The sequence below is a fragment of the Spongisporangium articulatum genome (genome assembly GCF_044465595.1).
GTDB classification, from domain to species: domain Bacteria; phylum Actinomycetota; class Actinomycetes; order Actinomycetales; family Kineosporiaceae; genus Spongisporangium; species Spongisporangium articulatum.
The window spans coordinates 305,802-324,803 of the sequence record NZ_JBITLV010000003.1; the positions used below are offsets into that span (position 1 = coordinate 305,802).

A 19,002-nucleotide genomic window follows, 5' to 3' on the forward strand; every position below is an offset into this window, starting at 1 on the left:
TCGAAAACCGGGCCCGATCGGTGCTACTGCGGCAGGGGCAGGCCGTCGGCCATCAGGCGCAGTTCCAGGTCCCGCGCGTCGCTCACCGCGGAGACGTACGAGTAGTTCTTGCGGGTGTTCTTGGTGACGAGGAGCAGGTCGTCCATGTGCGGCTCCAGGGCCGAGACCTTGTCCGGCGGGGCGCCGACGATCAGTTGGAAGCCGAGCCCCTTCCACGCCTCGACGGCCCGCCCGGCGAACTCCGAGTCCGACTTGATGAACCCCTCGTCGATGACCACGGTCGCGAACCGTGGCCGGGCCCGCAGCTCGTCACCCAGTCGGAACCGCAGCGCGGCCCCGACGATGAAGGCGATCAGCTCCTGGCTCTCGCCGCCGCTCTTGTCGCCGAGCGACGAGTGGGTGCTCAGCACCTCGCCGTCCGGGCCCACCCGCTCGGCGGTCACGAACACGTGCCGCCGGACGTCGAGCAGCCCGTCCCGGTCGGAGCGCTCGGGGTGCGAGCGCGGGTCCTGCCGGCGGCGGATCCGGACCATGAAGTCCTGCAGCGCAGCGAACCGCTTCTCCAGCTGCTCGTCGGCCAGGTCGCGGGTGGCGCCGGAAGCGAGTTCCCGCAGCGAGCGCCGGAAGTCGGTCACCGCTTCGGGCGTGGTGCGGCGCAACCTGATCCGCAGCCGGTCGGCGGTCGCGCCGAACGGCAGGTTCCGCAGGATGTCGTTGATCGGTTCCAGGCGCTCCTCGATCTCCTGGACGCACGACTCCATCGCCCCCGCCAGCGGCACCAGGTCCTCACCGGACCACTGCATGAGCTTCTGCCGCCAGGCGTCCTTCTGCCGGTTCAGGCCGGTCGCCACGATCTGCTCGAGGATGAAGGCGTAGTCGGGGTAGGAGGCGACCGCGGTACCGAGGTTCGGGTCCTCGAAACGCCGCTTGTAGGCGGCGAAGATGCCCACCAGGTCGGCCTCGGCGGCGGCCACGTCGTCGCGGGCCGCGCGCAGCTTGTCGGCCAGCCGGGCGTTCAGCCGGGCCAGGTTCTGGGGGAACGCGGCGAGGTCGTCCGGGTCGCCCGGCCCGACGGCCTCGGCGAAGAACTCGTCGAGCGCCGCCCGCTGCCCGTCGTCGAGGGCCGCGGCCTGCGAGGCCTCCAAGCGTTCGATCGCCGCGCTGACGACGTCCTGCTGCTCCACGAGTTCGGCCCACCGCCGCTCGAGGTCGTCGCCGCGGCGCTTGAGTGCGAACCGCTGCTCGCGCGCGGCCTCCAGCTCCTGGCCGAGCCGGTCGATGCGCTGCTGCAGCGCCTGGAGCACGTCGCTGGCGCTCAGGATGTCGGCCCGCTGGCGCTCCAGGTCGGCGACGTGCCGCTCGGCGGCCGCCACGTCGATCTCCGCCCAGCTGACCGCCGCCACGGCCTCCCCGGCCCGGCGCCGCGAGTCGACGCCCGCCGCCTCGTCGTCGATGGTGCGGCGCTGCCGGTCGATGTCGGCCAGCTGCCGCTCGATGCCCTCGAGCTCCGCCTCGATCTCCGCGAGCGCCGCCTCGTTCGAGAAGCCGATCACGTCCGAGCCGCCGGAGCGGCCGTGCGTCCCCCGGCTGCCCCGCCGGGTCTGCCCGGCGGCCGTCACCCGGTACCCCTCGCCGTCCAGGTCGGCCGCGGTCTCCACGCACCGCGCGTTGCGCGACGCCTCGGCCAGGTGCCGCCGGACCCAGCCGGAGAACGGCGAGTCCTTGAAATCGAGCTTCCCGGCGACGGTTCCGGCGTCGGCGGGCCCGGTCTCCGACAGCCCGACCGGCACCCCCTCGAAGGAGAGCCGGCCGCCCAGGCGGACCCCGTCGATGGCCCGGCTGAAGGCCGCGAGCCGGTCCTTCGGCACCAGCAGCGTGCAGGCGCTGGCCCCGAGAACGGTCTCGATCGCCGTCCGCCAGCGCTGTTCACCCGCGCGGACGTCGATCAGCTCGGCCAGGAACGGCAGCTCGTCGACGGACATCCCGGCGGCCTCGGCGACCTGGTGGCGCATCTGGTGCAGGGGACCGCGGATGCGACTGGCCCGGCCGTCGAGCGAGTCGCGGTCGCGCTGCAGCTCGCCGCGCCGGGACAGCAGCGGGTGTTCCTCGCGGACGAGGGCCTCGCGCCGGTCGCGCAGGTCACGGGCCTGCTCGTCGGCGGAGGCCAGGAACGTGACCGCCTCGGACTTCGCGGCCGCGAACGCCGCCTCGTCGTCCAGGGGCAGGGGCAGGGCCCGGGTCGCCTCGGCCAGCAGCGCGCGCCGCGCCCGGCGGGTCTCCCGCTCCACCCCGGCCGCCGCGATCTGCTCACCGAGCCCGACCAGTTCCGCGCCGCCCGACTCCTGGTGCTCGCGCCGAGCCCGGGCGAGTGCGACGTCCAGCTCCTGCTCGGCGGTCAGGGCCGTCGTCAGCTCCCCGGCGACCGTCCGCCGCTCGGCCTGGGTCCGGGCGACCGCGGTCTCCAGCAGGCCGCGTTCGCGGTAACGGCTCCACAGCGTGACCGGGCTCTCCTCCGGGCGCGCGAGCCCGAAGGTGTCGATCTGCTCGATCAGGTCCCGGGCCGCGGTGAGGGTTTCGTACTTGGCGGTGATCGGGTGGAGGACGTCGGCCTTCTCCTGCTCGACGAGCATCGCCCGGTAGGCCGTGTCCAGGTCGTCGAAGTGCTCGATGGCCCGGTCGGCCGCCTCGTAGGTGCCGGGCCGTTCCAGCACCATCTCCTTGTACAGGTCGTCGACCGTGCGGATCTGCTGACCGGCCTGGATGCGGGCCAGCAGCCGCAGCGCCTTGCTGCCGTCGCCGTTGGCGCCGATGCCGAGCCGGGTGTGCAGCCGGGTGGCGAACGACCCGTAGTTGTCGTGCGTGACGAGGCCGTCGAACGCCGCCTTCAGCGCCTTGGGCTGGAACTGCACGTCGCGCAGCGGGGCCAGCTCGGCCAGGTCGAGCGGCCCCTCGACGGTGACGAACCGGGAGACCACGTCGCCGTAGACCGTGGCCCGGGCCGGGACGTAGTAGATCCGCAGCGCGGTGAACCGGATCCCGTGGTCGTCGACGAAGGTCATCGCGATGGCGCCCCACGTGGCCTCGCCGTCACCGCGCAGCAGCTTCGGCCGCTCGCGCCCGTTCGCGTCGGGCACGACGTCCGTCTGACCGCGCAGGTAGGACAACAGGTTTCGCTGGCCGGCGCTGCGGGCCCGGCCCGACACCGCGTCGTTGGACGCGCCGTTGAACGCGACGTCGGAGGGCATCATGAGCGCGATGTAGGCGTCGAGCAGCGTGCTCTTCCCACTGCCGGAGGCCCCCGACACGAGGGTCGAGCCCGGGTTGAACGGCACCTTGACGGCGCCCTCGAACCCGCCCCAGTTGACCACCTGGAGCAGTTCGGCCTTCCACTGCGTGGTGCCCTCGGTAGCGCCCTCCAGGTAGAACAGCGGGCCCTCACCGGTCCCCCCGGCCCGGGTCGAGCGGACGGCGGACTCGGGCAGCAGGGTCAGCTCCGCGGCCTCGTCGACCTGGCTCATGCGTCCTCCCCGTCCTCGAGCTCCGGAAGCTCTTCGTCGGTGGGGGCTTCCACCCCCGACTTCAACCACGCCAGCAGTTCCTGCAGGCGTTCGAGGGGCAGGACGACGTCGATCGCCGGGCTGATCTCGAACCGCTCGGCGTCGCGCTGGCCGACCAGCAGCCCCGCCTTGTTCAGCGCCTCCACGGCCCGCGCCGCCCGCTTGGCGTCACCGGCGCGGTCGGTCGCGTGCGCGGGCCGCATCGCCTCGACGTGCTCGAGCATCTCGTCACGGGCCACGTAGACGCGGGACACCCCGGTGGCCTCCTCGGCCCGGCTGCGGGAGCGCAGGTAGACCATGAGGATCGTCTCCTCGCGCGACCAGGCGGTGTCGAACAGTAGCGTCGGGAACCGGCCGCCGCCCTCGGCCACGGCCTGCCGTTTGAAGGCGACCTCGCGGTCGGTGTCCAGGTGCAGGTCGAGGAACACGTCGTTCAACCGGGACCGGATCAGCCCCGGGTTGCCCAGCAGCGTGCGCCACTCGGCCTGGTGCGTGCGGGCGGTGATGAACCGGTGCTTCAGCAACGCGACCAGGGTGCGCCGCTGGGCCAGCTCGAGACGCCCCTCGTCGCCCTCGAAAAGGGCCACGCTGGAGCTGCTCTCGCGTTCGTCGGCGTCGAGTTCGGCGAGCTCGCCCTCGAGCTCCGCGACATCGTCGGTGATGCTCATGCCTTCTGATCCTTCCGGGCGGGCAGGGGGACGACGGGCACGAGGAACTCGCGCCGGGTGCCGTCGGGGCGCACGGTCACGTAGCTCTCCCGCCCCTCCCCCGGCGGCGGCAGGCCCGGGGTGTTGGCGGCCACGTGCAGCAGGCCGAGGATCTCGACCGGACGGCGCAACGAGTCGTCGAGGCCGGCGAACAGTTCGCCCAGCGAGGCGGCCGGCGTGCCCGACTCCAGGGCCTCGCGGACGGCGTGGCGCAGCCGGCCCAGGTTCGGACCGCCCAGTTCCCGCAGTTCGCGCAGCGAGACCTCCTCGGGGCGTTCGGCACTGACGTCACGCAACCCGGGGGCGGGCCTCTCCTCCGCCGGGTTGTGGAACCGTTCGCGGAGGTGGTCCAGCTCGATCTGCCCCGGGATCAGGGCGAGTTCGACGTGCGCGCGCGGACCGGAGCGGCCGAGCCAGTCCTGCAGCTCGGCGTCCAGCTGGCGCAGGGTCGCGTCGAGCTCACGGTCGCGGGCCACGTTGTGGGTGGTGATGTACTCGCGCAGCGCCCGGGTGACCCGCGTGCGCTGGTTGAGCACGCTCTCCATCCCGCGGCGGATCAGGCTGACCGTGCCCCGCAGCTCGCGGCGGTCGTCGCTGCCGAGGATCTCCTGCGCCTTCGGGTGCGTGAGCAGGGCTTGCAGGTCCTCCGTCATCTGGACCAGCAGCTCGTCGTCCCGCAGCAGCGTGAACGCCCCCTCGAAGGCCCGGCCCTCGGCGGTCGCCTTGGTCAGGTTCTCGACCCGGCGCAGGTAGTCGTCGACCACCGCGCCGGCGGGGCGTTCCTCCTGCCGGAAGGAGGCCAGGATCTGACCGCGCAACGACGTGAAAGCCTCCTCCACCCGGGCGAAGTCGCCCGGTAGGCCGGCGACGAGGGCCAACAGCTCGCCGTACCCCTCGAGCATGTAGTCGTCGGAGACCTCGGCGACCTCCTCGCCGGCCAGCAGCCGGTCCTTGTCGGCCTGGAGCCGGGCGATCTCCTTGTCCAGGATCTCCAGCCGGGCCCAGCGGTCCGGGTTGACCTCGGTGTTGAACCGGCGGGCGGCGCTGACGATGGTGGCCACCCGGTGCTCGGACAGGTGGGCGCGTTCCCGCATCAGCCCGGCGACCAGCTCCAACGCGTCGCGCGCGTGGCTGGTGAGCGTGTACACCTCGGTGCCGTCGTCCTCGATGCTGCGCACCAGCCACTGCCCGTGCATCCAGCGCAGGCACAGCTCCCGGCCGGTGCCGTCGGGCACGCTCGGCACCTGCGCGGAACGCAGTTCCGCCGTGTAGGTCTCGACCATGCCGTGCAGCTGGGCCGCCGGGACCGAGCGGACGTCGCGGGGGAACGCCGATCGGAAGACGGCGATGACGACGCGGGCGTCGGCACGGTGCAGCAGGCGCAGCGTCGGCTGGTCGAAAGCTCCGCTGACGCGGGCGATCTCACCGACGATCTGACTCATGGGCAGAGGCCACCTGACGTTGGGGAATCGGGACGTAACGGACCCGCCGGACGTGGAACCGCCCCGGCACCTGCGTGGCGCCGGGGCGGTTCGTCGTCCTAGCTGGCCCGAGCTGGCGAGCTGACCTCAGCTGCAGCCGGAGGTGCTGCCGCAGCCCTCGCAGACGTAGCAGCTGCCGGCCGGGCGCATCTTCGTGCCGCACGTGAAGCACATCGGCGCGTCGTTGGTGCGGCCCTGCAGCTTCTCCATCAGCTCGGCCGAGGAGTGCACCTGCACCGGGACGGCCTTGACCGCGGCGGCCCCGGAACCGGTCTTGTCCGCGACCTCGGCCGCGGCCTCGGTCGGAGCCTCGCTGGCCTTGGCCTCGACCGCGCGGGTCTCGGCCTGCTTCACGCCCGACGGCGCCGACTGGGCCAGCGTCTCCGGGTCGCTCTCGTCGTCCTCGAGCGGCAGGTACGAGCCGGTCTGCACCTCACGGGCCCGCTCCTCGGCCGTGTAGATGGTCAGCGCGGAACGCTCCTCGAAGGACAGGTGGTCCAGCGCCAGGCGCCGGAAGATGTAGTCCATGATCGAAGCGCTCATCCGCACGTCCGGGTCGTCGGTCAGACCGGCCGGCTCGAACCGCAGGTTCGTGAACTTCTGGACGTAGGTCTCCAGCGGCACGCCGTACTGCAGGCCCACCGAGACCGCGATCGAGAAGGCGTCCATCACGCCGGCCAGGGTCGAACCCTGCTTGCCGAGCTTTAGGAACACCTCGCCCAGCTCACCGTTCGGGTACATCCCGGCGGTCATGTAGCCCTTGGCCCCGGCGACCGTGAAGGACGTCGTGGTCGAGGCGTGCGAACGGGGCAGCTTGGTGCGCCGCGGCCGGTACTCGATCTTCGTCTCGACGACCTTCTCGGTCGCGACCGGCTCGGCCTTGTCCTCCTTCTTGCCGTCGGACAGCGGCTGGCCGACCTTGCAGTTGTCCCGGTAGACGGCCAGCGCCTTCAGACCGAGCTTCCAGCCCTGGAAGTAGACGTCACCGATCTCCTCGACGGTCGCCGTCTCCGGCAGGTTGACCGTCTTCGAGATCGCGCCGGACAGGAACGGCTGGGTGGCCGCCATCATCCGGACGTGGCCCATCGGCTTGATGGCCCGCTCGCCCATCGCGCAGTCGAAGACCTCGTAGTGCTCCGGCTTGAGACCGGGCGCGTCCACGACGTGGCCCTTCTCGGCGATGTATTCGACGATCGCCTCGACGGTCTCCTCGGCGTAGCCGAGCTTGCGCAGCGCCCGCGGAATCGTCTGGTTGACGATCTGCATCGAGCCGCCGCCGACCAGCTTCTTGAACTTGACCAGCGAGAAGTCGGGCTCGATACCCGTCGTGTCGCAGTCCATCATGAAGCCGATGGTGCCCGTCGGGGCCAGCAGCGAGGCCTGCGCGTTGCGCCAACCGTTCACGTTGCCGATCTCGAGCGCGGTCTCCCACTGCCTGGTCGCCTCACGCTGCACGTCGGCGTCCATCGGGTGCATCGTGCGGATCGCGTCGTTGGCGGCCGCGTGCTTGCGCATCACCCGGCGGTGCGCGGTCTCGTTCAGCGCGTAGCCGTCGTACGGGCCCACGACGCCGGCCAGCTCGGCCGAGCGGCGGTAGGCGGTACCGGTCATCAGGGACGTGATGGCCGCGGACAGCGCCCGACCGCCCTCGGAGTCGTAGCCGAGGCCCGAGGCCATCAGCAGCGCGCCGAGGTTCGCGTACCCGATGCCGAGCTGGCGGAACGCCCGCGTGGTCTCGGTGATCGACTCGGTCGGGAAGTCGGCGAAGGTGATCGAGATGTCCATCGCGGTGATGACGATCTCGACGGCTTTGACGAACGTCGCGGAGTCGAAGCTGCCGTCGTCCTTGAGGAACTTCAGCAGGTTCAGGCTGGCCAGGTTGCAGGACGAGTTGTCCAGCGACATGTACTCAGAGCACGGGTTGCTCGCGGTGATGCGACCCGACTCCGGCGTGGTGTGCCAGTCGTTGATCGTGCCGTCGTACTGGATGCCCGGGTCGGCGCACTCCCACGCGGCCAGGGCCATCTTGTCGAAGAGGGCCTTGGCGTCGACGGTCTCGATGACCTCACCGGTGGTGCGGGCGCGCAGGCCGAACTGCTCACCGTTCTCGACCGCGCGCATGAACTCGTCGTTCACGCGGACCGAGTTGTTCGCGTTCTGGTACTGCACCGAGACGATGTCGCGGCCGCCCAGGTCCATGTCGAACCCGGCGTCGCGCAGCGCGCGGATCTTGTCCTCCTCGCGCGCCTTCGTCTCGATGAACTCCTCGATGTCCGGGTGGTCCACGTCGAGCACGACCATCTTGGCCGCCCGCCGGGTGGCGCCACCGGACTTGATCGTCCCCGCGGAGGCGTCGGCCCCGCGCATGAAGGAGACCGGCCCGGATGCGGTGCCGCCGCTGGCCAGCAGCTCCTTCGAGGAACGGATGCGGGAGAGGTTCAGGCCGGCCCCGGAGCCGCCCTTGAAGATGAAGCCCTCCTCCTTGTACCAGTTCAGGATCGAGTCCATCGAGTCGTCGACCGACAGGATGAAGCACGCCGAGACCTGCTGCGGGGAGGCGGTTCCCACGTTGAACCAGACCGGGGAGTTGAAGCTGAACACCTGGTGCAGCAGCATCCAGGTCAGCTCGTGCTCGAAGACCTCGGCGTCGGCCGGCGAGGCGAAGTAGCCGTTCTCGCGGCCGGCCTTCACGTAGGTCAGGACGACCCGGTCGATCAGCTGACGGAGGCTCCACTCTCGCGCGTCGGTACCGACCGCCCCCCGGAAGTACTTGGTGGTGACGATCGTCGAGGCGTTGACCGACCAGAACTCCGGGAACTCGACGTTCTTCTGCTCGAAGATCGTCTCGCCGGACTTCCAGTTGGTCTGGACGACGTCCCGCCGCTCCCACGTCACCTCGTCGTAGGGGTGGACCCCCTCGGTGGTGTACACGCGGTCGATGGTCAGGCCGGTGGTCTGGACCCGGGGTGCGTCGCCGTGCTCGGAACCCTGTCGCGCGTCATGCGCGGGTCGGCCGGAAGCCGTCTCCGTCATGCTGGAATTCCCCTTATCGTGCGAGTGGACGTATGAGTTGCTTGGTGACCGCCGGCGACGAAACCTTCCCCAGCCCCGCCGCCGGCGGTGGTTCATGTGGGTGGCTCCACACCCGTGGGCTCGCGTTCGGCCCGCAGCAGCGTGATCGCCGACTCGAAGTCCTCGAGGTTGTCGAACGCCTGGTAGACGCTGGCGAACCGCAGGTACGCCACCTCGTCGAGCTCCCGCAGCGGAGCCAGGATGGTCAGCCCCACCTCGTGCGCGTCGATCTCGGCGCACCCGGTGCTGCGGATGGTCTCCTCCACGCGCTGGGCGAGGTGGGCCAGGTCGTCCTCGCTCACCGGGCGGCCCTGGCAGGCCTTGCGGACGCCCGTGATGATCTTCGAGCGACTGAACGGCTCGCTCGCCCCGGAACGCTTCACGACGGTGAGGCTGGCCGTCTCGACCGTGCTGAACCGGCGGCCGCACTCCGGGCACTGGCGGCGCCGCCGGATGGCGGTGCCGTCGTCGGTGCTGCGGGAATCGACGACCCGGGAGTCACCGTGACGGCAGAACGGGCAGTTCATCTCGACCCTCCTCAGCGATCCCGACCTGTATCGCAGTCGCACTCCGTAGAACACCCGGGCGCCCCGACCCCTTCCACGTACGAGGCGGAAGAGCGACTACATCTGGGTGAAACACATCGGTGTAACTACAACATCTGGGGGTAGACGTTAAGCCTCAACCCCAGGAGGCGCAACCCTGCCACGCCCGCGTCGCTCGGAAGTCGCGAGGAATCCGGGCCGGCCTGCGGGACCGCCGCTGGTCACGACGGCTTCGTGACTTTGCGCAACCAAAACTCTACCCGCCGTGATGAGTTCGGGGCTCATCCGTTCGCCCCCTGGACGGGCGGGACGACGAACGCCCGGCCCCCGCGGACGGGGCACCGGGCGCTCGGCGAACCTTCGCGTGGGACCTGACGCGCGCTCAGACCCGGCGCATGACGGCGACGACGCGGCCGAGGATCGTGGCGTCATCACCGGGGATCGGCTGGTAGGCCTGGTTAGCCGGCAGCAGCCAGATGTGACCGTCGCGCCGCTTGAAAGTCTTCACGGTCGCCTCACCGTCGATCATGGCCGCGACCACCTCGCCCTGCTCGGCCACGGGCTGCCGGCGCACGGCCACCCAGTCGCCGTCGCAGATCGCCGCCTCGATCATCGAGTCGCCGACCACCTTCAGCAGGAACAACTCACCCTCGCCGACCAGCTGGCGGGGCAGCGGGAACACCTCGTCGACGGCCTGCTCGGCCAGGATCGGGCCACCGGCCGCGATGCGCCCCACGACCGGGACGTACGCCGGTGCCGGGCGATCGTCGCCGGCCGCCCCCTCACCCAGGCCCACCCCGAGGCCGGCGCCCTCGCCGACCTGGACCTCCACGCGACCGGACTCGCCGGGCAGGATGACCTCGATGGCCCGCGGCCGGTTCGGGTCGCGCCGCAGGTAGCCCTTGCGCTCCAGGGCCGTGAGCTGGTGCGCGACGCTGCTGGGGCTGGTCAGGCCGACCGCCTCGCCGATCTCCCGCATGCTCGGCGGGTAGCCGCGCCGCTCGACCGCCGACCGGATGGTCTCCAGGACGCGCCGCTGGCGGGCCGTCAGCCCGTCGCCCCCGGGTGGGCCGTCGGGCAGCGTGTGCACCTGGGCACCGGCCTCCTCCTGCGGGTCACGACCTGTCATGACGACCTCCCTGGTGAGCCGGCGGACAACCTCTGTCTTCGCGATCACCGTAGGGGCCGGACGCGACACAATCAAACACGTGTTCGAACGTGTCTCGATTCTGTCGGTGCCGCCTGATAGACATACACCTGTTCGATCGAACGCCCGTTCGACGGACAGTTGTTCGAAGATCGAGCCAGCAGGAGGCCGCCGTGAGCACCCTCGTCGCACCCCGTACCGTCGGCACCGTCGGCACAGTCGTCCCGGCGCCGGCCCTGAGGTCCTCCACGCTGCGGCTGACCGCCCGTGGCCGGCGCCTCGTCGGGTTCCTCGTGGCCACCGGGCTGCTGCTCGCGGTCGTGCTGGGGGCCCTGCTGCTCAGCGGCACCGCGCAGGCGGGTAGCGACGTGCACCAGGTCCCGGTCGGCTATCACGTGGTGCTGCCGGGCGAGACGCTCTGGCAGATCGCCGGTGAGGTGGCACCGGGGGTCGACCGCCGCGACACCGTGAACGCGCTGATCGAGCTGAACGCGCTGCCCACGGCCGCCGTCCAGGTCGGTCAGAGGCTCGCCGTGCCCGCACAGGCCTGAGCCGGGGAGTTCGACCCGATTCGTCGGGTCAACGGCTGATCCGGGCGTCCTTCTCCGCCGCCAGGGCGCAGCCTGCGGGTATGGTCCCGGTGTCCAGCAGTCCCTGGAGGGCTGTACTTCAGTCCCCGAAGGGATTGGCACGTGAGTGATCCGACGATGGATCTGATGGTCCGCGCGGTCGTCGCCAGACAGCTGCAGGTCCCGCCCGACGACGTGACCGCCGACCTCGACCTGTACGAATGCATGATCGATGACGAGCAGGCCGTCGCGCTGCTGGCCGAGATGGGCCGCGCGCTCGACGTCCGCTTCCCCGACGACTTCCTCGACGGGCTGCACACCTACGCCGACCTGACCACCGCGGTCCGCGTGTCACTCTCCTAGCTCGAACCCTTGGCCCGCTCGTCGAGCCTGCGCAACGCTCCGAGCACGACCTCCCGGTCCGTCGTCGACCAGAACGGCGGCAACGAGGAGCGCAGGAAACCGCCGTAGCGGGCCGTCGCCAGGCGCGGGTCGAGCACCGCCACCACCCCGCGGTCGTCGTCCGAACGCACCAGGCGCCCCACCCCCTGGGCCAGCCGGAGCGCCGCGTGCACGGCCGAGACGGCCATGAAGCCGTTGCCACCCGCCTCGCTGACGGCGCGGGCCCGGGCCGACTGCAACGGGTCGTCGGGCCGCGGGAACGGGATCCGGTCGACCACCACCAGCTGGCACGAGGCGCCCGGCACGTCGACGCCCTGCCACAACGACAGCGTCCCGAACAGGCAGGTCTCCGGCTCCGCGGCGAAGGTCCGGACCAACGTCGCGGTGGTGTCGTCGCCCTGGCACAGGATCGGCACGTCGAGCCGGTCGCGCAACGCGTCGGCCGCCTCCTCCGCGGCCCGTCGCGAGGAGAACAGGCCGAGGGTGCGCCCGCCGGCAGCCCGGATCAGGGTCTCGAGCTCGTCGAGCACGGCCGCGGGCAACCCGTCGCGGCCCGGCGGTGGCAGCGTCTTGGCCACGTAGAGGATCGCCTGGCGCGGGTAGTCGAACGGGCTGCCCACGTCGAGTCCGGACCACGGTGGCGACTCGTCACCGGCCAGGCCCAGCGAACCGGCCATGGAGTCGAACGAGCCCCCGAGCGAGAGTGTCGCCGAGGTCAGCACCACCGACCGGTCCGAGAAGATCCGCTCCCGCAGCAACCCGGCGACCGACAGGGGCGCCACGTGCAACCCGATCCGCTCCCCGCCGTCCCCCGGGCCCGACGGGCGCCGCGACCGCGACACCCAGACCACGTCGAAGCTGCCCGGGCCCCCCGCTCCCCCGGCCAGCCGCTCGGTCACGTCGAACACCTCACCGACCGCGGCGCGCGCGAGTTGCCTTGCCCCGTCGGCGGTTCCGTCGGTCGAGTCCTTGGCCTTGTCCTTCTCGCCCTGGCCGAGCAGCGACATCAGGGCCCGGGCGGCATCCCGCAACGCCACGACGGCCGCCTGCAGCCCCTCCGGCAGGCCCTGCTCCAGCCGCCCCGCCGGCAGGGACGCCAGCACGTCGCCGAACGTCTCGCCGGCCAGCGTGAGGGAGTCGGTGTCGGCCAGCCCGGCCCGGCGCGCCGCCCGGGCCGCGGCCTCCACGCCCGAGGCGGTCAGCTCGTCGGTGATCACCGACGTGACCCGGTCGGGCAGCTCGTGGGCCTCGTCGACGACCAGGACGTCGTGCTCGGGCAGGATGTGCCCGCCCCCGAAGGCGTCGATCGCGACGAACGCATGGTTGGTGACGATGACGTCGACGTCGCGGGCCCGTTCCCGGGCGATCTCGACGTGGCACTGCAGGGCCTGCGGGCAGCGGGTCGCGCCGAGACACTCGTGCGCGGTCACCGAGACCTGCCGCCAGGCCCGCTCCGAGACGCCGGGCACCAGCTCGTCGCGGTCGCCCGTGGTCGTGGTCTCGGCCCACTCCCGCAGCCGCACCACCTCCCGGCCCAGTCGCGACGGGCCCGCACCGATCCACTGTCCGGTCACGGCGGCGGGCGCCGGGTCCGGGTGGTCGGCCGCCTCCGTGGCATCGCCTGCGTCGGGGACGTCGAACAGCGCGTCCTGCGGGAAGCCGCCCTCCAGCTTGTGCCGGCACAGGTAGTTGCTGCGCCCCTTCACCAGCTGCCAGGTCAGCCGCCGGCCGAGGGCGGGTTCGAGTGCGTCGGCCAGCCGCGGCAGGTCACGCTCGACGATCTGCGCCTGCAGGGTCAAGGTCGCGGTCGCCACGACCACGGGCCCGCCGGACTCGACGGCGTGCGCGGCCGCGGGCACCAGGTACCCCAGTGACTTGCCGGTGCCCGTGCCGGCCTGGACCAGGAGGTGCTCGTGCGCATCGACGGCCTTGGCGACCGACTCGGCCATCGCGAGCTGACCCGGACGCGGCGAGCCGCCGATCGAGGCCACCGCCGCCGACAACAGGACCGGGACGTCCGCCCGCCCGAGCGCGGCATCCTTCGGCTCGTGATCTCCGGGCACCAAAGAACCCTAACCTGCCTCCACTGAACTGCTGAATGCCCACGGTCCGCCCGTGTCGGACGCGCCGACCTGGCACCGTTCGTACAGAGCGTTCCGATCACCAGGCGGCGCGCCACAGTCGAGGTTTCAGGGGCGGCGCATGGGTGGCGCGAGGCAACAGAACCGCGACGACGGGCCGGTCGGTTCCGCCGGCCGAGGAGTGAGCGTGGAGTGGTCGCTGGGCCCGGGGGACGCCGGGTCCGCGCGCACGATCCGGCACCTGATCACCCAGGCCCTGCGGGACGCCGCGGTCCCCGGCAGCGACCTCGACTCGGCCGAGCTCGTGGTCGGCGAGCTGCTCTCCAACGTCGTCGTCCACACGAGCGGCCCGGCCCGGGTCTGCCTGAGCTGGGACGGCCGGTACCCACAGCTCGAGGTGGTCGACCACGGGCCGGGGACCGAGGACCTGCCGTGGGTGCTGCCGCAGGATCCGCTGGCCACCGGCGGACGCGGGCTCTACCTCGTCGCGCAGCTGGCCCGAGGCGTCTCGGTCGAGGCGCGCCCTACCGGCGGCGCCACGATCACCGTCACGCTCGACGTGCCGCGCGCCGACCCGCACGCCCTGTGAGACAAGGCTTCCGGACAGCGCAGAACCCGGCCGACCAGGGGTCGACCGGGTTCTGCGATGGGACTGCGGGGGTCAATCGACCGTCGACACCAGGCTCGGCAGCGTGATCTTCTCGGCCTTCACGAGCGCCACGTCGGCGACGCCGTTCGTGATGAAGACCTGGAGCGGCAGGGCCGGCAGCTGGACGTTCGGCAGGTCCGGGGTGAACGTCGTCGGGATCAGCCCGAAGAGGCTGCCCGACATCTTCTTCACGTACAGGTCGACGTTGTAGATGGTGACGTCGTCCTTGGGGTCCGTGATCAGAACCGTGTGCCCGTCGAACTCGTAGGACTGCTCCATGCCGCTCACGACCAGCTTCGAAGCGTGCATCTTCAACACCTTGACGGTGTCGCCGTTGGCCTTCGTGACCGTCGTGGTGCCCTGGTAGGCGAAGCCGTTCAGGGTGAGGCGCTTCGCGTTGAGCTTGGAGCTGCTGTTCGCGACCACGAAGTCGGGGGCGGCCGCCTTCTTCACCGCCGTGTCACCGGCGGCCTTCTGCGCGGCGGTGCACGCCTTCAGCTCGGAGGCCGCCTTGTCGGCCGCCGCCCCGGGCTGGGTGGCGCTCGTGACGGTGTCCGGGCAGTTCGCCGCCGCCGCCACGTCGCCGTCCGTCGACTTGCCGTCGGCCTTGTTGCCGCCCAGACCGGGGATCGTGATGCCACCGATCTTGGTGCCGCCCGTCCCGGCGCTGGCCGAGGCGGAGGGCGTCGCCGAGGGCGACGGGCTGGCCGAGGCGGACGGCGCCGGCTGAGCCGGGGGGATCAGCCAGTCGAACAGGCCCGCCTGGGCGTTGCCGGCCGCCTGGGCCGGCGCCGCGACGATGCCGGACACGGCGATCGCGGCGATGACCAGCGGGACCAGCAGGGTCGACCGGACCTGGGCCTTGGGCGGCTCCAGCTCGGACGACTCGGGGGTCGGGATGCGGGAACGCCACGGGTTGCGCATCGGACGCTCCGATTCGTCGGATTCGTCCGCGGCGCTGGGCGCCGCCGCCGGGGCGGCCGGCTCCGCCGAGTAGGAGGAGCTCGACGTGCCCGACGAGTACGAGTAGTCATCGAACGCCGAACGGCTCACCGGCTCGGCGACGGGCGCCGGCTCCGCGTCCGCCTCGGTCTCGTCGGCCCACGTGGAGGACCGGTGCGAGCCCTGGTACGAGTCGTCGTAGGAGTAGTCCTCGTTCGACTCGTTCGCCTCGTTCGACTCGTACGGGTCGGCCACGGTCGTCTCGGTCTCGTAACCGGCCGCAGCGACCGGTGAGACGTCCTCCGCGGGGACCGGGTCGTCGAATTCACGGACCTCGGCCCCGAGGGGCTCCCACGACAGCACGAGCGACCCGCCCACGACCAGCAGGATCATCCCGATCACGAAACCCCCGAGGTTCGTGGCCAGGATGCTCAGCGGTCCGAGGACGAGGATCACCCAACCGGTGATCACGCGCTGCGGGGGCTGGGCGAGCGTGATGGCGCCCATGATCACCGCGACGAGCGCGATGAAGATCGTCAGCAGGCCGGGCAGGCCCTGCATGACCACCACGTGCATCGGGGCCATGGCGACCGAGTAGATCTCCAGGCCGGCGGCGATGGCGAGGGTCGCGCCCCAGAAGGGCCGTTCGCGACGCCAAGCGGCGAAGGCCTCCTTACGGCTGGCCATTCCAGCTCGCCTCCGCTCTCCCTACGGCGTCGATCTTCGCAGCGTCGGTGCTGCGCAGGTCGTTGGGCATTCCGTTGCACTCCAGCTTGAGTTGCTTCGGCCGGTGCACCCGGCTCCTGAAGACCTCAGGAGCCGGGCCACACCGCTGGGCTCAGAACCCAGGAGGTACTAGAAGCACTCGTCCTTGCCGAAGGCGGCGGTCATCTTCAGGCCCTTGAGCTTGAAGGTGCCGGCCGTGGTGGCCCACGCCTGGATGTCGACGTCGTTGATGTCGACCGAGGTGGCGTCGAGGGAGAAGGCGCCCTTGTCGCCGGAGACCGGGCCGCGGTCCGACGTCGAGGCGTCGATGCCGATGCGCGGGTTGTTGAAGACCACGTCACCCTGCAGCAGGTCGAGGTCGGTGACCATGTTGGTGGCCTCGACCGGGTCCGTGTCCGAGCCCGCGGTCAGCTTGATGGTGATGTCCTTGACCGGGGTCGGGATCACCATCGACTGGCAGAGGCTGTACAGCTCGACCTTCTTGAAGGCGTTGACGGCCACGGCCTGGCTCTTGCCGTCGACGGTCTTGTCGACCGTGCCGTACTGCGTCATGCCCTCGCCGTGCAGCTTGTTGGCGTGGATCTTGAAGTTCGTGCCGGCGATGGCGAACGAAGCGGCGACCGCCCCGGTGCCGGTGGCGGCGAGCATCGCCCCGGAAACGACGAAAGCGGGGACCGCGATGAGCCCGAACCGCTTCCAGTGGGTCGCGGTCTTCCGGCGCCCAGCACTCTTCTCAACAGTCACCGTTGACCTCCATATGTCGTCTTAGGCACGTACGCCCACTCTGTCAGGGATGGGCGACCAGTCGCGCCCCAGGGGTGTGACGAACACAACCTAGGCTACCTACGAGTAGACATTCCAGCGGAACGCGCAAAGTCACGTCACGAAGTTGTCACATACGTTCGAGTGGCGGGCAGATCTGACATCAGGTGCGACGCCTGTTACTGAGGGTAAACCTGATCCGTCAAGTTTATGCTGATTTCAGCCCGTCGAGGCTGCATTCAGTAACCGGGCCAGCGTGGGCGACACGCGGGCCCGGAGGCGGGTGCCGCTCGCCGTGTGTTCCTGGGCGAGTACCTCCGCCTCCGCGTGGACCCGCGACACCAGGTCACCACGGTCGAACGGGATCAGCACCTCGAGGGTCACCTCCGGGTGCGGCAGTAGCCCGGACAGCCGATCGCGGAGCTTGTCCAGGCCGTCGCCGGTGCGCGCGGAGACCACGACCGCGTCGGTCTCCCGGCGCAGCAGTTCGGCCAGCACGTCCGGGTCGGCGGCGTCGGCCTTGTTCACCACCACCAGCTCGGGCAGGTCCTGGGCACCCACTTCCAGCAGCACGGAACGCACCGCGGACAGCTGACCGAGCGGGTCGGGATGGCTCCCGTCGACGACGTGCAGGACGACGTCCGCCTCCGCGACCTCCTCCAGCGTGGAGCGGAAGGCCTCGACCAGCTGGGTGGGCAGCTGCCGGACGAATCCGACGGTGTCGGTGAGCGTGTAGACCCGGCCGTCCTCCGTCCGGGCCCGGCGCACCGTCGGGTCCAGCGTGGCGAACAGCGCGTTCTCCACCAGCACCCCGGCCCCCGTCAGCCGGTTCAGGAGGCTCGACTTGCCGGCGTTCGTGTACCCCGCGATGGCCACCGAGGGGACGGCGTTGCGCCGCCGGCTGTCGCGCTTGGTCACCCGGGCCGTCTTCATGGCCGCGATCTCGCGGCGGAGTTTGGCCATCTTCGTCCGGATCCGGCGCCGGTCCAGCTCGATCTTCGTCTCCCCCGGCCCGCGCGAGCCGATGCCGACACCGCCGGCCGCCTGGCCACCGGCCTGGCGGGACATCGACTCACCCCAGCCTCGCAGCCGGGGCAGCAGGTACTCGTACTGCGCCAGCTCGACCTGCGCCTTGCCCTCCTTGGAGGTGGCGTGCTGGGCGAAGATGTCGAGGATCAGCGCCGTCCGGTCGATGACCTTGACCTTCACCAGGTCCTCCAGGCCGCGCCGCTGCGAGGGCGACAGCTCGCCGTCACAGATCACGGTGTCGGCCCCCGCCGCCGAGACGAGCGCGCGCAACTCCTCCGCCTTGCCGGACCCGAGGAACGTCCCGGGGTCGGGTGCGGGCCGCCGCTGCAGCACGCCGTCCAGCACGCTCGACCCGGCCGTCTCGGCCAGCGCCGCCAGTTCGCGCAGGTTGTTCTCCGCCTCCGTGGCCGTCCCGGCGCTGTACACCCCGGCCAGCACGACCCGCTCCAGGCGCAGCTGCCGGTACTCGACCTCGGTGACGTCCTCGAGCTCGGTCGACAGGCCGGCCACCCGGCGCAACGCCTGGCGATCGGCCAGGTCGGCCTGCTCACCGTCGCGCTCGTGGTGCTGGGTGCGCCCCTCGGCGACGGCCGTACCGGCCCGGGAGAGGATGCGCTCGACCGCCGCGCTACGTCCCGAATCTTCTTCCACGTACCCCAGCTTCCCAGCTCGTCGAACCACCCCGCGACCGCATTTCGCCGCCCTCGTTACGGTGTAACGGTGGAACAGCAGCACTACTTCCGGACGCCGTCCGGCCCGGCCGAGACCCGCGAGCTGGACGTCACCCTGGCCGGACGCGAACTCACCCTGCACACGGCCGGGGGTGTGTTCAGCGGCGACCGCCTCGACCTGGGAACGCGCGTGCTGTTCCGCGAGGTTCCCCCGCCGCCGCCCGGGGACGTGCTCGACCTCGGCTGCGGTTGGGGGCCGGTGGCCATCACCCAGGCGCTGCTGCAGCCCGACGCGACGGTGTGGGCGGTGGACGTGAACGAGCGCGCGCTCGCCCTGACCACCGAGAACGCCGGACGGGCCGGGGTGCGCGTGCGGGCCGTCCGGCCGGACGACGTACCGGACGACGTGCGCTTCGCGGCGATCTGGTCGAACCCGCCGATCCGGATCGGCAAGGCGGAACTGCACGCGCTGCTGCTGCGCTGGCTGCCCCGCCTGGTGCCGGGCGGCCAGGCGCACCTGGTGGTGCAGCGCAACCTCGGCGCCGACTCCCTGCACGCCTGGCTCGCGGGCGAGCTGGGCGACGGCTGGAGCGTCGTGCGGGCCGGCAGCGCCAAGGGATACCGCGTCCTGAGGGTCACCCGAGGACCGGGCCAAGGCTAGA

The 19,002-nt window shown here is 71.3% G+C and carries 14 protein-coding genes; 4 read left to right on the forward strand and 10 right to left on the reverse strand.

Annotated features, from left to right (window positions below):
* Window positions 1-23 precede the first annotated feature (23 nt).
* From ACIB24_RS11055 to lexA, 6 genes are all read right to left on the reverse strand, one after another.
* The gene (locus ACIB24_RS11055) at window positions 24-3,518 is read right to left on the reverse strand and encodes an ATP-binding protein (RefSeq protein WP_398279594.1); all 3,495 of its coding nucleotides are present in this window, start codon (window positions 3,516-3,518) and stop codon (window positions 24-26) included.
* Window positions 3,515-4,225 carry a DUF4194 domain-containing protein gene (locus ACIB24_RS11060; protein WP_398279597.1) on the reverse strand — a complete coding sequence of 237 codons (711 nt, stop codon included), beginning with the start codon at window positions 4,223-4,225 and terminating at the stop codon, window positions 3,515-3,517. The genes ACIB24_RS11055 and ACIB24_RS11060 overlap by 4 nt, the downstream gene beginning before the upstream one ends.
* Window positions 4,222-5,706 (reverse strand): DUF3375 domain-containing protein, encoded by a 1,485-nt coding sequence (locus tag ACIB24_RS11065; protein ID WP_398279600.1) that lies wholly within the window; start codon window positions 5,704-5,706, stop codon window positions 4,222-4,224. The genes ACIB24_RS11060 and ACIB24_RS11065 overlap by 4 nt, the downstream gene beginning before the upstream one ends.
* A 126-nt stretch (window positions 5,707-5,832) precedes the next feature.
* Window positions 5,833-8,778, reverse strand: a complete 2,946-nt coding sequence (locus ACIB24_RS11070; protein ID WP_398279603.1) for a vitamin B12-dependent ribonucleotide reductase — start codon at window positions 8,776-8,778, stop codon at window positions 5,833-5,835.
* 92 nt (window positions 8,779-8,870) lie between these two features.
* Window positions 8,871-9,344 carry a transcriptional regulator NrdR gene (gene nrdR, locus ACIB24_RS11075; protein WP_398279606.1) on the reverse strand — a complete coding sequence of 158 codons (474 nt, stop codon included), beginning with the start codon at window positions 9,342-9,344 and terminating at the stop codon, window positions 8,871-8,873.
* 400 nt (window positions 9,345-9,744) lie between these two features.
* On the reverse strand, window positions 9,745-10,491 hold the full coding sequence (gene lexA / locus ACIB24_RS11080; protein ID WP_398279609.1) for a transcriptional repressor LexA: 747 nt from the start codon (window positions 10,489-10,491) through the stop codon (window positions 9,745-9,747).
* Between the two features lie 191 nt (window positions 10,492-10,682).
* On the opposite strand from lexA, the gene ACIB24_RS11085 reads away from it, so the two are divergent.
* Window positions 10,683-11,060, forward strand: a complete 378-nt coding sequence (locus tag ACIB24_RS11085) for a LysM peptidoglycan-binding domain-containing protein (protein WP_398279612.1) — start codon at window positions 10,683-10,685, stop codon at window positions 11,058-11,060.
* A 141-nt stretch (window positions 11,061-11,201) separates the two neighbouring features.
* A complete protein-coding gene (locus tag ACIB24_RS11090) occupies window positions 11,202-11,441 on the forward strand; it encodes an acyl carrier protein (RefSeq protein ID WP_398279614.1) in 240 nt (79 codons plus the stop codon).
* On the opposite strand, the gene ACIB24_RS11095 is transcribed toward ACIB24_RS11090, so the two are convergent.
* Complete coding sequence (locus ACIB24_RS11095) at window positions 11,438-13,543, reverse strand: ATP-dependent DNA helicase (RefSeq protein WP_398279617.1); 2,106 nt, start codon at window positions 13,541-13,543, stop codon at window positions 11,438-11,440. The two genes, ACIB24_RS11090 and ACIB24_RS11095, sit on opposite strands and share 4 nt — an antisense overlap.
* Window positions 13,544-13,748: 205 nt before the next feature.
* On the opposite strand from ACIB24_RS11095, the gene ACIB24_RS11100 reads away from it, so the two are divergent.
* Window positions 13,749-14,150, forward strand: coding sequence for an ATP-binding protein (locus ACIB24_RS11100; RefSeq protein ID WP_398279620.1), 402 nt, complete (start codon window positions 13,749-13,751; stop codon window positions 14,148-14,150).
* 72 nt (window positions 14,151-14,222) lie between these two features.
* Here ACIB24_RS11100 and ACIB24_RS11105 read toward each other — a convergent pair whose 3' ends face one another.
* The 3 genes from ACIB24_RS11105 to hflX all read right to left on the reverse strand — a co-directional run bounded on the left by ACIB24_RS11105 (window position 14,223) and on the right by hflX (window position 18,320).
* The gene (locus tag ACIB24_RS11105) at window positions 14,223-15,839 is read right to left on the reverse strand and encodes a DUF6114 domain-containing protein (RefSeq protein ID WP_398279623.1); all 1,617 of its coding nucleotides are present in this window, start codon (window positions 15,837-15,839) and stop codon (window positions 14,223-14,225) included.
* 168 nt (window positions 15,840-16,007) lie between these two features.
* Window positions 16,008-16,622 carry a DUF6230 family protein gene (locus ACIB24_RS11110; RefSeq protein WP_398279625.1) on the reverse strand — a complete coding sequence of 205 codons (615 nt, stop codon included), beginning with the start codon at window positions 16,620-16,622 and terminating at the stop codon, window positions 16,008-16,010.
* A gap of 237 nt (window positions 16,623-16,859) precedes the next feature.
* Complete coding sequence (gene hflX, locus ACIB24_RS11115) at window positions 16,860-18,320, reverse strand: GTPase HflX (RefSeq protein ID WP_398279628.1); 1,461 nt, start codon at window positions 18,318-18,320, stop codon at window positions 16,860-16,862.
* Window positions 18,321-18,389: 69 nt separating this feature from the next.
* On the opposite strand from hflX, the gene ACIB24_RS11120 reads away from it, so the two are divergent.
* Window positions 18,390-19,001, forward strand: coding sequence for a class I SAM-dependent methyltransferase (locus tag ACIB24_RS11120; RefSeq protein ID WP_398279631.1), 612 nt, complete (start codon window positions 18,390-18,392; stop codon window positions 18,999-19,001).
* Window position 19,002 lies beyond the last annotated feature (1 nt).

Coding starts and splice junctions, on each gene's coding strand:
- lexA (WP_398279609.1), bottom strand. CDS start 10,491: ATGACAGGTCGTGACCCGCAGGAGGAGGCCGGTGCCCAGGTGCACACG.
- ACIB24_RS11065 (WP_398279600.1), bottom strand. CDS start 5,706: ATGAGTCAGATCGTCGGTGAGATCGCCCGCGTCAGCGGAGCTTTCGAC.
- ACIB24_RS11070 (WP_398279603.1), bottom strand. CDS start 8,778: ATGACGGAGACGGCTTCCGGCCGACCCGCGCATGACGCGCGACAGGGT.
- ACIB24_RS11105 (WP_398279623.1), bottom strand. CDS start 15,839: ATGGCCAGCCGTAAGGAGGCCTTCGCCGCTTGGCGTCGCGAACGGCCC.
- ACIB24_RS11060 (WP_398279597.1), bottom strand. CDS start 4,225: ATGAGCATCACCGACGATGTCGCGGAGCTCGAGGGCGAGCTCGCCGAA.
- nrdR (WP_398279606.1), bottom strand. CDS start 9,344: ATGAACTGCCCGTTCTGCCGTCACGGTGACTCCCGGGTCGTCGATTCC.
- ACIB24_RS11055 (WP_398279594.1), bottom strand. CDS start 3,518: ATGAGCCAGGTCGACGAGGCCGCGGAGCTGACCCTGCTGCCCGAGTCC.